The sequence below is a fragment of the Kitasatospora sp. NPDC005748 genome, from assembly GCF_040630735.1.
Lineage (GTDB): Bacteria > Actinomycetota > Actinomycetes > Streptomycetales > Streptomycetaceae > Kitasatospora.
The window spans coordinates 14,925-29,097 of the sequence record NZ_JBEXYD010000034.1; the positions used below are offsets into that span (position 1 = coordinate 14,925).

The following is a 14,173-nucleotide window of genomic DNA, read 5'->3' on the forward strand; positions in this document are numbered from 1 at the left end:
CCGGCTCAGCCGTGGCCGTCCTCGGCCGCCTCCGCCCGCTCCCGGGCCGCCATCACGCCCTCGCCGTGCTCGAAGGCCCAGGCGCCGAACGCCTCGACCGGCTCCAGCAGCGTCCGCCCCAGCCCGGTGAGGGTGTACTCCACGTGCGGCGGCGACCCGGCGTACGCGCGGCGCTCCACCAGACCGTTGAACTGGAGCCGGCGCAGCGTCTCCGTGAGGACCTTGGGGCTGATGCCGCCGATCCGCTCGCGCAGTTCGCCGGGCCGTGCGGGACCGTCGCGCAGCGCCCACACCACGACGGCGTTCCAGGTGTTGGCGAGCAGATCGAAGGCGAGCCGGGCTCGGCAGTCGGCGAGGAAGCCGTGGTCGGTGGTCACTTACCAGATGGTGCCCCAGCGGTTTCGTAGTGTCGTCCCGATTCTGAAGGACGGGTCACGACAGAGGGGTCGAGCATGATGAGGATCGGGATCGTCGGCACCGGAACGATGGCGCGGGCGCTGGGTGAGCAGTGGGCGCGGGTCGGCCACGAGGTACTGGTGGGCGGGCGGGACGCGGACCGCGCCGGCGCCCTCGCCGACCGGATCGGCGCACGGGCGGGGACCGCGCGGGAGGCGGCCGAGCACGGCCGGGACGCGGTGCTGCTGGCCGTGCCGTACGCGGCGGCGGTCGGCGTGGTGTCCGGTCTGGCCGGCGCTCTGCGGGGCAGGGCACTGATCGACTGCACCAACCCGGTGGCCCCGGGCTTCGTCCTCGAAACCCGGGGCGGCCCCTCGGCCGCCGAGCGCATCGCGGCCGCGGCGCCCGGCGCCTCCGTGGTCAAGGCGTTCAACCTCTGCCACGAGAGCGTGTGGCGCAGGACGCCGCCGGTCTTCGACGGACGCCCGCTCGCGGTGCCGCTCTGCGGTGACGACGCGTCGGCCCTGGAGACCGTACGGGGCCTCGTCCGCGACCTCGGCTGCACACCGGTCGACGGGGGCGGCCTCGACCGGGCGGGCCTGCTGGAGGCGACGGCAGCGTTCCTGATCGGTCTGTGGGTCGGCGAGGGCGCGGACGCCCAGGCGATCGCCCCACCGCTGGCGTACGCGGGGGGCCGGCCCTCCTGATCCGCGCGCGGGCCGGACCGCCCGCCACGTGGTCGCCGGGGGACGTGCCGGCCCTCGGTGACCACGTGGTGGCCGGGTGTTCGGACCCCGGGCGGGTCACCGGTCCTTGAACTCCTCGATGGCCGCCCGAGAGGCCTCGGCCATCGCCTCGCTCCCGACGTGCCCGGAGTCCTCGAAGATGTGGAGCCGCGCGTCCGGCCACACCTTCGCCAGCGCCCACGCCGTCTCCACCGGGCTCCCCATGTCGTGCCGGCCGTGCACCAGCACCCCCGGGATCCCGGCCAGCCGGTGGGCGTCGCGCAGCAGTTGGTCCTCCTCCAGCCAGGCACCGTTGCTGAAGTAGTGGGCGCAGATCCGTACGAAGGCGATCTGCTCGTCGACCTCGCGGTCGCTGTACATCCCCGGGATGCCGTTGGGCTCGTTCGAGACGACGGCGTCCTCCCAGGCGAGCCAGTCGGCGGCGGCCTTCGCGCGGACGGCCCGGTCGGGGTTCTCCATCAGCCGGGCGTAGGCCGCGAGCAGGTCGCCGTCCCGCTCGCCCTCCGGGACGCCGTCGCGGAACCGGTCCCAGGCCTCGGGCTGGAACCGCCCGGCGCCCCGGTAGAGCCAGTCGGTCTCGGCGGGGCGGGTCATCGTCACCGCCTGGATGAGGATCCCGGTGACCCGCTCCGGGTGTCGCTGCGCGTAGGCCAGCGCGAGCGTGGATCCCCAGGACGCGCCGCTCAGCAACCACCGTTCGACACCGAGGTGTTCGCGCAGTCGCTCGATGTCGTCGATGAGGTGCCGGGTGGTGTTCAGGCGCATGTCCGCCGCCGGGTCGCTCGCGTGCGGGGTGCTGCGGCCGCAGTTGCGCTGGTCGAAGCGGATGAGCCGGTAGCGCTCCGGGTCCCAGGCCCGTGTCGGCCGGCGCGGGGCACCCGCCCCCGGGCCGCCGTGGACGGAGAGGGCGGGCTTGCCTTCGGGGTTGCCGAGCTCCTCGTAGTAGATCCGGTTGCCGTCCCCGGTGTCGAGGAAGCCGTGGCTGTACGGGTGGGTGGGAGCGTAGAGGTCGACCATGGCCGCCGATCCTACGGGAGCGGTCGTGCTCGAACCAGGCCGTGACAGAGGCCGGTTGGGGCTCCGCCGCACGTCGGCAGGACGTTCGGCGGAGCCGCCAGGGGCCCCGTCCCGCTACGCGCCCTCCCGGGTCAGGACGGCGGGCGGGGGCGCCGGGGCGGGGTCGGTGAGGAGTCGGGCGGTGAGGGCGTACTGGGTGAGGGCGCCGGCGAGCAGGACGGCGACGCCGCCGACGGCGTCCAGCACCCAGTGGTTGGCGGTGGCCACCACCACGAGGAAGGTGAGCAGCGGGTAGACCGCCGCCAGGGGTGCCAGCCGGCGGTGGCCGACGGTGGTGATGACGACCAGGGCGCACCAGCAGGACCAGGCGATGTGCAGCGACGGCATCGCCGCGTACTGGTTGGAGAGCGAGGTGAGCACGCCGAGCGGGGCCTCGCCGGGGATGCCGGACGGGTCCTCCCGCAGGTTGAGCCCCGGGACGAGCCGGGGCGGGGCGAGCGGGTAGCCCCAGAAGCCGACCAGCGCCAGGCCGGTCGCGGCGAACAGGACGGTCCGGGCCGTGCGGTAGCGGTCCGGGTGCCAGACGTAGAGCCAGACCAGCACGCCGAGCGGCACCACGAAGTGCAGCACCTTGTAGTACCCCTGGGCCGCGTCCAGCAGCCAGTCACCGGTCCGCAGGGCCCAGGCGTTGACGACCGGCTCGATGTCCACGTGCAGCAGCTGTTCCAGCCGGAAGACGCTGCGGGCGTGGCCGGTGGCGGTGGCGACGCGCTCGGGCGCGACGTTGCGGATGTAGGAGTAGACGCCGTAGCCGACCTGGACGAAGAGCAGCTCCAGCACCGGGTTCGGGCGGGAGACCGGCCGCAGCGGAGCCGGCAGCAGGGGGATCCAGGGCAGCGCGGGACGCCGCCGCAGGGGCGGGCCAGGGGCGCGGCGCAGGTGCCAGAGCGGGTCGTCGCGGGCCAGGAACGGCAGGGCGGCGGCCGCGGCGAGGGCGACCAGGGTGGGGGCCTTGCGCAGCAGCAGGCCGCTGACCGGTTCGATCTCCGGGTCGAGCAGCGTGCTGGGCAGCAGCGCGACGGTGACCGCGATCACCGGCCACAGCGCGCGGGACTCGGGCCGGCGGCCGAGCCGACCGGTGGCGGCGAGCAGCAGCCACCCGAGGTGGCCCGGCCCGGCCACCGGTGCGGCGACCAGGGTGGCGCAGCCGAGCACGCCGACCGCCAGCAGCGGCTGGCCGTCCCGCGCGTAGCCGCCGGAGCGGCGGACGGCGAGCAGCACGGCGGTGACGGTGACCGCCAGCCAGCCGACCAGCAGCGCCGGGCCGTGCAGGCCGAGCCGGAGCAGCACGCCGAGGGCGGTCTGGTCGGACGGGTCGCCGGTGACGGCCGGGGCGTCGAAGCGGCGCCAGAAGCGGGCGGCGCGGTCCGGGTCGGCGATCAGGACGGTGCCCTGCACCAGGGCGGCCACCGCGAGGGCGGTCAGGGCGGCGGACGCGGGGACGGCGCGCCGGCGCGGGAGGGCGACGGCGAAGAGGGCCAGGACGGGGTGGAACGCGATCGCCAGGCCGAGCGCGAACCCGGCCCGGCGGTTCGGGCCGCGCGGCAGCACGTCGAGCAGCACCAGGGCGGTGCCGGCGAGGCCGACCACGGCGTCCACGGGGTGGCCCCGCTGTTCGGCGCTGATCAGCAGGGTGGCGGCCGCGACCGGGGCGACGGCGGCCGGGGCGGGCAGGTCCGGGGGCGGGTGGCGGGCGACCAGGGTGCCGATCACGGCCACCGCGGCGACGGCGGTGAGCACCAGGCCGACCCGGGTCGCGGTGGCGGGCCAGCTGCCGAGCAGCAGCGGGAGGAGGGGCCGGTCGTCGGCCTCGTCGCCGAGGGACGTCCAGGTGACGACCGCGGCCGCGGCGAGGGCGAGCACCAGGCAGGTGGTGGTGAGGAGGGCGGCCGGGGGGTGCCGGGTGGGCGCTCCGGGCGCCGGCCTGCTCGCGCCCATCCCGCTCCTCCCGTCGTGCCGCCGCGCCCCGGGCCGGTCCGCCGGTCGGGTCGCCTTCCTGCCGACTCTCGGGGGTCGGCGGCCGCCCCGCACGCCGGACGGCGCCGCGTGGGGGACGGCCCGGGCGGCGGCGGCCCCGACGGCGGGCGACGCCCACACACACCGCTCACCCGTGCGGCGGACGGCGGCTCCCGGCCCGGTGCTCGGCGAGGGCCTGCCCCACCTTCTCCCACAGGAACGGCGCCTCGGTGAAGCGGATGCCGGTGGCGTCGCGCAGCGCGCTGGCGAAGGCCGGCGGCACGGGGTTGAACGGGCTCTCGCTCATCGACTGGGCGCCGAGCGGGTCGATCGGGTCGGAGGTCTCGGCGAAGTGCACGGCGGTGCGCGGTACGTCGGCGTGGGCGGGCAGCCGGTAGCGGCGGAAGGCGCGGGGCTCCTCCCCGTGCTTGACGCCGCGCACCGAGTCCTCGATCGCCCGGTAGCCGGTGCAGCGGCCCAGGTTGCCCTTCAACGACCTGGGCGGATCGTCGAGTCGTCCTTCGTCCAGGTGGCCGCGATCTCCAGGTCGCTCCCGGCGGTCACCCGTAGCGGCTCCCGGCCGACCCGGCTCAGGTCGATCAGCCGCCGGATCTGCGGCTGCGGCTCGGAGAACGGCTGGGTGCCGCCGCCGAGGAAGGCGCCCCCGGCTGCCACACCCCGCGACGGCGGGCGTCCGCAACTCATCGTGGCGTCGCAAGAGCAAGCCGGGCAGCCCGACCGGGCCGTCGCTGCCCCGGGCATACCGGCCCCGCCCCGGGCGGCGTCGGCCACCGCTCAGTAGACGTCCCGGACGTAGCGCTTGTCGCTCGCCAGCTGCCGGACGTACGCGGCGGCGGCCTCCTCGTCCAGGCCGCCGTGGGCGGCGACGATCTCGCGCAGCGCCAGGTCGACGTCCTTGGCCATCCGGCCCGCGTCGCCGCACACGTAGAAGTGCGCGCCGTCCTGGAGCCAGCGCCACAGGCGCGGGCCGTGCTCGCGCATCCGGTCCTGGACGTAGACCTTGTTGCGCTGGTCGCGCGAGAAGGCCACGTCCAGGCGGTCCAGGTGGCCGGCGGCGCGGAAGGCCGCCAGGTCCTCCCGGTAGTAGAAGTCGGTGGCTTCGCGCTGCTCGCCGAAGAAGAGCCAGTTGGGGCCGGTGTGGCCGCGGGCCTGCCGGTCCTCCAGGAATCCGATGAACGGCGCCACCCCGGTCCCGGGGCCCACCATGATCATCGGCGTGGTCGGGCCGGTGGGCGGCCGGAAGTGCGGGGAGCGCTGCACGAACACCGGCACCGGGCCGTCGTCGGCGCAGTCGGCGAGGTAGGTGGAGCAGACGCCGCCGCGGTCGCGGCCGAGGTCGTTGGTGTAGCGGACGACGGACACCGTGAGCCGGACCTCGCCGGGGTGGGCCAGGGGGCTGGAGGAGATCGAGTACAGGCGGGGCTGGAGCCGCTTGAGCACTCCGACCCACTCGGCGGCGGTGGCGCGCAGGGGGAAGGCGCCGACCACGTCGGCGGCCTGCCGGCCCCAGCTCCACTTGGCCAGCTCGCCCTTGTTGTCGGGGCGCAGCAGCCGCTTCAGGACGCGGTCGCCGGTGCGGTCGGCGACGAACCCGAGCAGGTCCGGGGTGAGGCGGGCGATGTCGAGGCGGGTCCGCAGCGCCTCCCCCAGCGGGAGGTCGTCGCCGTCGGCCAGCCGGACGTGCTCCTCGGGGTCCAGGCCCGTCAGGGCGAGCCATTCGGCGACCAGTCCGGCGCCGTTGGCCGGCCACACGCCGAGGGCGTCGCCGGCCTCGTAGGCGAGTTCGCCGCCGCGGGTGTCGAAGGCGAACTGCCGCACCTCCTTCTGCGATCCGGGCAGGCTGAGCAGACGGTTGCCGACCAGCAGGGTCGGGAAGGGGGCCGCTCTGGTGAAGCCGCCCGGTGTGGCGGCCGGTGTGGCGGCCGGGGTGGCGGGCGGGGTGGCGGGCGCGGCGGACACGGGCACGGGCACGGCGGGAACAGCGGGCGCCGGCGCCCGCTCCACCGGCGCCACGAGCGTGCCGGTCACCTGGTCGAGCCACTGCCCGGCGGGCCCGTCGTCGTCGGCCTCGCAGTCGGTGCGCGCGTGCAGGCGGGTCGCGCCCAGCTCGGCGAAGCGCTCGTCCAGCCGGCGGCCGTGACCGCAGAAGTCGTCGTAGCTGGAGTCGCCGAACGCCAGGACGGCGTAGCGCACGCCCTCCAGGCGCGGGGCGTCCGGGGCGGTGAGGCCCTGCCAGAAGTCGGCGCCGTTGTCGGGCGCCTCCCCGTCGCCGAAGGTGCTGGTGACGACGAGCACGTCGGTACCGGCGGTGAGCCGCCGGGGGGTGGTGTCGGCCATCGCGAGCAGGGTCGGGGCGCGGCCCGCCCCGGCCAGGCGGGCCGCGGCGGCGGCGGCGAACTCCTCGGCGTTGCCGGTCTGCGAGGCCCACAGGACGAGCAGTTCCCGGGCCGGCGCGGCGGGCTCGGCGCCGGCCGCCACCGGCGCGGCCGGGACAGCCGGCCCGGGCGCGCCGGCGGCGCCCCGGGAGAACATGCCCGCCAGCACCCCGTCCACCCAGAGCGCCGTCGCCGGGGCGAACGGCGCTCCCGCCGGGAGCACCGGAACGGCGCCGGACGGCGCCGTGGCGGCGGCCGCGACGTACCCGGAGAGGTATCCGGACAGGTAGCGGCGCTCCGGTTCGGCGAGTACCGGCGGGGCGAGGTCGGCGAGGCCGAAGAGCGCGGTCAGGGCGGAGACGGCGTCGGACGCGCCCCCGGGCACCGCCGGCACGGGCAGCACGGCGAGGGGCGGCTGCCCCGTCCCCGCACTCGGGTCTGCGGTCACCGGCACGGGCGCGGTCTCCTCGGGGGTCGGGGCGGGCACCACGCGCAGCGCCACGGCGCAGGCCTTGAACTCGGGCTGGAAGGAGACCGGGTCGACGGCGTCGTTGGTGACGGCGTTGATGCCGAGGTACTCGCCGAAGAGGTCGTTCCAGTGGAACGGCGCGAAGCAGTTCCCGGGGCGGACCCGGTCGGTGACGACGGCGGGCAGCACGGCGCGGCCGCGGCGGGAGGCGACCTCGATGTGGTCGCCCTGCCCGGCGCCCATCGCGGCGGCGTCGTCGGGGTGGAGCTCGACGAACGGGCCGGGGTCGAGCTTGTTGAGCTTGGCCACCTTGCCGGTCTTGGTGAGGGTGTGCCACTGGTGCTGGAGGCGACCGGTGCTGAGGACGAACGGGTAGTCGTCGTCCGGGAGTTCGGCGGCGGGCAGGTGCGGGCGGCCGAAGAACCGGGCGCGGCCGGTGGGGGTGGGGAACGCGAGTCGGGGTCTGCTCCCGTCGGCGCGCTCCAGCAGGGTCTGGCTGACGCCGTCGTTGAGGTACCGGATCGGGTTGCGGTCGGGGCCGTCCGCGGCGGGCGCCGGCCACTGGACGGGCGTCCCGCGCAGCCGCGGGTAGCTGACGCCGCGCAGGTCCCAGCCGGTCGCCGGGTTCCAGGCCCGCTTGAGCTCCTCGAAGACCTCCTCGGCGCTCGTGTAGCCGAAGGCGTCGGCGTAGCCCAGCTCGCAGGCGACCCGGGCGATCAGCTGCCAGTCGGGCAGGGCCTGCCCGGGCGGGTCGACCACGCCCTCGACCAGGGTGAGGTTCCGCTCCGAGTTGATCATGACGCCGTCGGACTCGGCCCAGAGCGTGGCGGGCAGCAGCACGTCGGCGTAGGCGTTGGTCTCGGTCTCCGTGAACACGTCCTGGGTGATGACCAGTTCGGCGGCCTCCAGGGCGGCGATGACGGTCTTGCGGTTGGCGACCGAGGCGACCGGGTTGGTGCAGATGATCCAGCAGGCCTTGATCTCGCCGGCGGCCATCCGCTCGAACATCTCCACCGTGCCGCGCCCGGCCTCGGTCCGCAGCGTGCCGGCCTCGACACCCCAGAGCTCCTCGACGAAGGCCCGCTCCTGCGCCACCAGGACGGAGCGCTGGCCGGGCAGGCCTGGGCCCATGTACCCCATCTCGCGGCCGCCCATCGCGTTGGGCTGGCCGGTGAGCGAGAACGGACCGGAGCCCGGGCGGCAGATCGCGCCGGTTGCCAGGTGCAGGTTGATCAGGGCGTTGGTGTTCCAGGTGCCGTGGGTGGACTGGTTGAGGCCCATCGTCCAGCAGCTCATCCACTCCCCCGCCTCGCCGATCCACCGCGCGGCCTGCCGGATGTCCGCCTCGGGTATCCCGGTGATCTCGGCGACCTTCGCGGGCGGGTAGTCCGCCAGGAAGGCGGGCATCTCCTCCCAACCCTCGGTGAACTCCGCGACGAACGCCTCGTCGGTGTGCCCGTTCTCGACCAGCAGGTGCAGCAGTCCGTTCAGCAGGGCGAGGTCGGTGCCCGGCCTGATCTGCAGGAAGAGGTCGGCCTTCGCGGCGGTGGCGGTGCGCCGCGGGTCGACGACGATCAGCTTCGCCCCGGCCGCCTTGACCCGGTCCATCATCCGCAGGAACAGGATCGGGTGGCAGTCGGCCATGTTGGCGCCGATGACGAGGAACGCGTCCGCGTGGTCGAAGTCCCGGTAGGAGCCGGGCGGCCCGTCCGCGCCCAGCGAGAGCTTGTAGCCGGAGCCCGCGGAGGCCATGCACAGGCGGGAGTTGGACTCGATCCGGCTGGTCCGCACGAACCCCTTGGCGAGCTTGTTCGCCAGGTACTGCGCCTCCAGGGACATCTGCCCGGAGACGTAGAGGGCGAGCGCGTCGGGGCCGTGCTCGTCCAGGATCGCCCGAAGCCGCCCGGCCACCGCCGTGATCGCCTCGTCGACGTCCACCGGGACGGGTTCGGCGCCGCGCCCGGCGCGGATCAGCGCGGTGGCGGCCCGCCCGGAGACGGCCATCATCTCGGCACTGGTCGCGCCCTTGGTGCAGAGCCGCCCGGCGTTCGTCGGGTGGCCCTTGTCCCCCGACACCTTGGCGACGGTGCGCCTGCCGGTGGCGGCGTCCCGGCCGATGTCGAGCACGACGCCGCAGCCGACGCCGCAGTACGAGCAGACCGTCCGTACGCTGTCCGCCTTCGAAGCCGGCATCGTCACCGAGACTCCCTCCCCAGGGATCACGCGGTGGGAAGGTCCCACGATCGTGACCCTAGGAAGAGCGCATTACCGCCTCGTCACAGCGCCTGTTTCGCGAGGTTAACCGGACCGCACGGGCGCCTCCCGGTGGACGTGAGCACCACGGCGCGCTGCCATGCCTCCCGCCAAGCCGTCGATCACGCCACGCCCGGCACGATCCGGGGTGCGGCCCGCGACGAGGGCCCCGCGAGGCGGCGCGGCGCCCCTGCGTTCCCGGCCCTGCGTGCCCGGGCCGGTCGCCCTAGGGTGGAGGGGTAACGGCGCCGCCGGGCGGCCGGTGGACCTGCCGTCGGGCCCGCTCCCGCACGAGGTGCCCCGGGGGAGGGCGGCCCGGTCCCGACCCACCGGCGGAGCGAGGTGCGATGCGGTTGCCCCACCGGCCGGCGTCCCCGCTCCTGCCCCGCCCCGATCCCCCGGTGGCGCACCGCGCGGTCCGGGTCACCGCCGCCGCGTGCACGGGCTTCTACGTCTTCCGCTACGGCTTCGACCAGCCGGTGACGGCCACCTACGCCCTGTTCGGGGCGATCGCGGTCGGCGTACTGGCCCGGGTGGAGGGCGGCGCGCGCGCCCGGGGTCGGACGCTGCTGCTGACCCTGCCCTTCGCCTGGGCGCTGGTCTGCCTGGGCACCGCGCTGGCCGTGCACGCCTGGACGGCGGCGCTGGGCATGGTGGGCGTGGGCTTCGCGGTGTCCTTCGCCTCGGTGGGCGGACCACGGCTGGTCGGGCTCACCAACGGGCTCCAGCTCTTCTACATCCTGCCGTGCTTCCCGCCCTACGCCCCGGACACCCTGCCGCAGCGGCTGGCCGGCGTGACCGCGGGCCTGCTGCTGCTCGCCGCCGCGGAGCGGCTGCTGTGGCCGGAGCCGCCGCCGAGGGACTACCGCGACCGCGTGCGGAGCGCCGCCCTGGCGCTGGCCGGGCTGGCCGACCGTGCCGCCGCGCACTTCGGCGGGCCGCCGCCGACCGCCACCGGCGCCGTGCCGGACGATGCCACCGCAGCGGACCGCGCCCGGGCCCTCCTCGACGACCTGCGGTTCTCCCGGATCCCGCTGATGCAACGGCCCGCCGGCCCGGGCGCCGCCGACCGCGCGCTCACCCACTGCGCGACCACGCTGCAGTTCATCGGAGCCGAGCTGCTGCGGATCCGCCGGCTGGGCGCCACCGGCGGGCCCTACCCGGAGGCGGCCGCCCTGGTGGCGACCACCGCCGGTGCGCTGCGCGCGGCCGCGGCGGGGGTTCGGCCGGACGGTCCGGTCCCGTCCGCCGCGCCGGTCGAGACGCGGATCGCCGCCTTCGGCGCCGACCGCACCTCACCGGCCGGCGGTACCGACGCGTCGGACGGCCCCACCGGCCCCACCGTCGCCCGGCTGGCGCTCGGCACCCTCGCCCTGAGCGCCGCCGAGGGCGCCCGCTTCCTCACCCTCGCCACCCGCACCAGCCGCCGGGCACCGCCGCCGCCCGACAGCACCCCGCCCGACCAGCGCCCCGGCCCGTTCTGGTACGCCTACGAGCCGACGCCGATGCTCTGGTGGCGCCGGATCCGCGGCAACCTGACCCCTCGCTCGGTGTACTTCCGCAACGCCCTGCGCACCGCCGGCGCCCTCGGCGCGGCCCGTCTGGTGGTCGGCGCCCTCGATCTCACCCACGGGTTCTGGGTCCTGCTGGCGACCCTCACCCTGATGCGCACCAGCGCGGCCGACACCCGGATCACGCTGCGCCCCGCCCTGGCCGGCACCGCCGGCGGCGCCGCCGTGACGGCGCTGCTGCTGATCGCGGTCGGCGAGCACCCCGTCTTCTACGCCGCCGCGCTGCCGCCCGCGATGCTGTTCGCGTTCGCCTTCAGCCCGGGGCTCGGGCTGGCCTGGGCGCAGGGGACGTTCACCGTCGTGGTCGCCATGGTCTTCACCCAGCTCGCCCCGGCCGGGTGGCGGCTGGCCGAGGCCCGGCTGGTCGATGTGGCGACCGGTGCCACGATCGGCATCCTCGCCGGGCTCTGCGCCTGGCCGCGCGGCGGCGGTCACGACCTGCGGCGGCGTACCGCCGAGCTGCTGGACCGCAGCGCCGCCGCGCTCTCCGAGACCGTCGCCGTGGTCACCGGGTCCGGCCCGGCCCGGGGCGCGCTGCAACGGGCCCGGCACAGCACGCTGCTCACCGAGGCGCTGTACGCCCAGTACCGCAGCGAGCGCCACCAGCCGGCCGGGGAGGGCCCGAACTGGCAGGCCGCCGTGCTGACCGGGCAGCACACGGTGCGCGGGGCCGAGCCGCTGCTCGCCCGGATCCCGCCGGGCACCGCGGCCTCCGGCCCGCACGGCGGAGCGGCCCTGGTCGGCCGCGCCGAGCAGGTCGCCGCGGCATTCCGCCGCGAGGGCGCGGCGCTGCTCGACCCGGCCGGGTCCGCCGCGGCGGACCGGGCGCTGGCCGAGGCCCTCGCGGCCCTGCACGAGGACCGCGTCACGGCCACCCGAACGCCCGAGGACCCGGTCTCACTGCATACCGTGGACGTCACGCTCTGGCTCACCGGGCTGCTGGACGACCTCGGCCGGGTCCACGACTCCGCCCGTGCCGCCCCGGGCGGCACGCCGGCCCCGGCAGAGCGCCACGCTTGACAGGTAGGCAAGGCTTACCTAAGTTCAACGTCCATGTTCCGCAACCGCCCCGACACCACCCACCCGGCCGCCCTGCTGCGACGCCTGCGTCCGGGACCGCTGCCGATCGACCCGCAGGCCGATGTCGGGCGGCGGGCCTGGGCGGCCTGTCCGGGCTGCGACGACGCCCGCGGGTGCGCCGGCTGCGCGGAGCGGCGCAACTGCCGCGAGCACTGGCGCTACCTGCTCTCCCACACCGGCAGCGTGCTCCACCTCCAGTGCCCCACCTGCACCCACGTCTGGGACCACGAGACCGGCTTCGGCGCCACCCGGCAGGAGATCCGGCGACCGGCCTGAGCGGCGCCGCCGAGAGCACCGCCGAGAGCACCGCCGAGAGCACCGCCGAGGGCACCGCCCGGCCACCGGGCGGGCGGCCGTGTTCGGGTAGAGTCACCGGCACGGGGCGGCCGTTCGCCGTCCCACGGCCTGCGCGAGGCGCGCGGGCCGACCGTCGTACCGGGGCCGATGACGCCCCCGCGAGGATCCGCCGGCAGGAGAAGAAGCGTGTGCGAGCCCCGGGTACCCGGCGCCACCGCCTGCCCGCCGTGAGCTTCCACGCCTGAACCGCCCGGCCGCCCCCACGGGGCCACCGCACTCACGCGTCGGAGCCCCGGGCCACCGGAGCACCCGCCCCCGGGCGACGCGTGGGACGTGGCCACGGCCGTCCGCACCCCGTCCGTCCCCCGCGCACCCGCCGGTCGCGCCCGAGCACGACAGGTCCACGCCGTCTTGCAGACTCCCCCGCCCACCGCTGCCGCACGCCTGCGCGCCGCACGCCCCGACTGGCTGACCGACCCGAAGGTCTGGCGCACCGAGGTACTGGCCGGCCTGGTGGTCGCGCTCGCGCTCATCCCCGAGGCGATCTCGTTCTCGGTCATCGCCGGCGTACCCCCCAAGATCGGCCTGTTCGCGTCCTTCACGATGGCGGTGACGATCGCGATCGTCGGCGGGCGCCGCGCGATGATCTCGGCCGCGACCGGCGCCGTCGCGCTGGTGATCGGGCCGCTGAACCGCGAACACGGCTTCGGCTACCTGGTCGCGGCGGTGATCCTGGCCGGCGTCTTCCAGATCGTGCTGGGCGCGCTCGGGGTGGCGAAGCTGATCCGGTACGTGCCCCGCTCGGTGATGGTCGGCTTCGTCAACGCGCTGGCGATCCTGGTCTTCATGGCCCAGGTCCCCGAGATGACGGACGTGCCGTGGCCGGTCTATCCGCTGATCGCGGCCGGCCTGGCGCTGATGGTGTTCTTCCCGAAGGTCACCACCGTCGTCCCCGCGCCGCTGGTCTCGATCACCGTCCTCACCGTGGTCACCGTGGCAGCCGGCCTCGCGGTACCGACCGTCGGCGACAAGGGCGGCCTGCCGTCCTCGCTGCCGGTGCCCGGGCTGCCGGACGTGCCGTTCACCCCGCACACCCTGGCGGTCGTCGCTCCGTACGCCCTCGCGATGGCGCTGGTGGGGCTGATGGAGTCGCTGATGACCGCCAGGCTCGTCGACGACATCACCGACACCCGCTCCGACAAGACCCGGGAGTCGGTCGGCCAGGGCGTCGCCAACATCGTCACCGGCTTCTTCGGGGGCATGGGCGGCTGCGCGATGATCGGGCAGACCATGATCAACGTGAAGGTGTCCGGCGCCCGGACCAGGCTCTCCACCTTCCTGGCCGGTGCCTTCCTGATGGTGCTGTGCATCGTCTTCGGCCCGGTCGTCTCCCGCATCCCGATGGCCGCGCTGGTCGCCGTGATGGTGATGGTCTGCTTCGCGACCTTCGACTGGCACTCCGTCGCGCCGAAGACCCTGCGGCGGATGCCGGCCGGCGAGATCGCCGTCATGGTGATCACCGTCGCCCTGGTCGTCGCCACCTCCAACCTCGCCGTCGGCGTCGTCGCCGGCTCGATCACCGCCATGGTGATCTTCGCCAAGCGCGTCGCCCACCGCGCCGACCTCACCGCCGTCACCGACCCGGACGGCGGCCAGGTGACCTACTCGGTCACCGGGGAGCTCTTCTTCGCCTCCAGCAACGACCTCGTCGCCCGCTTCGACTACGCGGGTGATCCGGACCGGGTGGTCATCGATCTGAGCCGGGCGCACATCTGGGACGCCTCCTCGGTGGCCGCCCTCGACGCGGTCGAGGCCAGGTACGCGCAGCGCGGCAAGTCCGTCGAGATCACCGGCCTCAACCGGCCCAGCGCCGAGATCCACCGCAGCCTGAGCGGCGAACTCGCCGGCCACTGAGGCCGCCACCGGTACCAC

At 75.6% G+C, this 14,173-nt stretch carries 8 protein-coding genes and 2 pseudogenes; 4 read left to right on the forward strand and 6 right to left on the reverse strand.

All coding sequences use genetic code 11. The annotated features are described in order from the left end of the window. Positions 1–5: 5 nt before the first annotated feature. Positions 6–377, reverse strand: a complete 372-nt coding sequence (locus ABZ495_RS23245; protein WP_359837829.1) for a helix-turn-helix domain-containing protein — start codon at positions 375–377, stop codon at positions 6–8. Positions 378–455: 78 nt separating this feature from the next. On the opposite strand from ABZ495_RS23245, the gene ABZ495_RS23250 reads away from it, so the two are divergent. Then, entirely contained in the window at positions 456–1,103 is a 648-nt protein-coding gene (locus tag ABZ495_RS23250) for an NAD(P)-binding domain-containing protein (protein WP_359807689.1), read from the forward strand. Positions 1,104–1,199: 96 nt separating this feature from the next. Here the strand turns inward: ABZ495_RS23250 and pip are convergent, their stop codons facing one another. The 5 genes and pseudogenes from pip to ABZ495_RS23275 all read right to left on the reverse strand — a co-directional run bounded on the left by pip (position 1,200) and on the right by ABZ495_RS23275 (position 9,233). Next, complete coding sequence (gene pip, locus ABZ495_RS23255; RefSeq protein WP_359807592.1) at positions 1,200–2,159, reverse strand: prolyl aminopeptidase; 960 nt, start codon at positions 2,157–2,159, stop codon at positions 1,200–1,202. A 114-nt stretch (positions 2,160–2,273) separates the two neighbouring features. Further along, entirely contained in the window at positions 2,274–4,157 is a 1,884-nt protein-coding gene (locus tag ABZ495_RS23260) for a phosphatase PAP2 family protein (RefSeq protein ID WP_359837831.1), read from the reverse strand. A gap of 166 nt (positions 4,158–4,323) precedes the next feature. Next, positions 4,324–4,584 (reverse strand): annotated as a pseudogene (locus tag ABZ495_RS23265) (hypothetical protein); the annotation flags it as partial. A gap of 158 nt (positions 4,585–4,742) precedes the next feature. Further along, positions 4,743–4,852 (reverse strand): annotated as a pseudogene (locus ABZ495_RS23270) (FAD-binding molybdopterin dehydrogenase); the annotation flags it as partial. 118 nt (positions 4,853–4,970) lie between these two features. Beyond that, positions 4,971–9,233 carry a molybdopterin-dependent oxidoreductase gene (locus ABZ495_RS23275; RefSeq protein ID WP_359837878.1) on the reverse strand — a complete coding sequence of 1,421 codons (4,263 nt, stop codon included), beginning with the start codon at positions 9,231–9,233 and terminating at the stop codon, positions 4,971–4,973. A gap of 407 nt (positions 9,234–9,640) precedes the next feature. Between ABZ495_RS23275 and ABZ495_RS23280 the strand changes: the two genes are divergently transcribed. The 3 genes from ABZ495_RS23280 to ABZ495_RS23290 all read left to right on the forward strand — a co-directional run bounded on the left by ABZ495_RS23280 (position 9,641) and on the right by ABZ495_RS23290 (position 14,155). Continuing rightward, complete coding sequence (locus ABZ495_RS23280; protein WP_359837833.1) at positions 9,641–11,884, forward strand: FUSC family protein; 2,244 nt, start codon at positions 9,641–9,643, stop codon at positions 11,882–11,884. Between the two features lie 33 nt (positions 11,885–11,917). Continuing rightward, positions 11,918–12,220 (forward strand): hypothetical protein, encoded by a 303-nt coding sequence (locus tag ABZ495_RS23285; RefSeq protein ID WP_359807586.1) that lies wholly within the window; start codon positions 11,918–11,920, stop codon positions 12,218–12,220. 432 nt (positions 12,221–12,652) lie between these two features. Next, complete coding sequence (locus tag ABZ495_RS23290) at positions 12,653–14,155, forward strand: SulP family inorganic anion transporter (RefSeq protein WP_359837835.1); 1,503 nt, start codon at positions 12,653–12,655, stop codon at positions 14,153–14,155. Positions 14,156–14,173 lie beyond the last annotated feature (18 nt).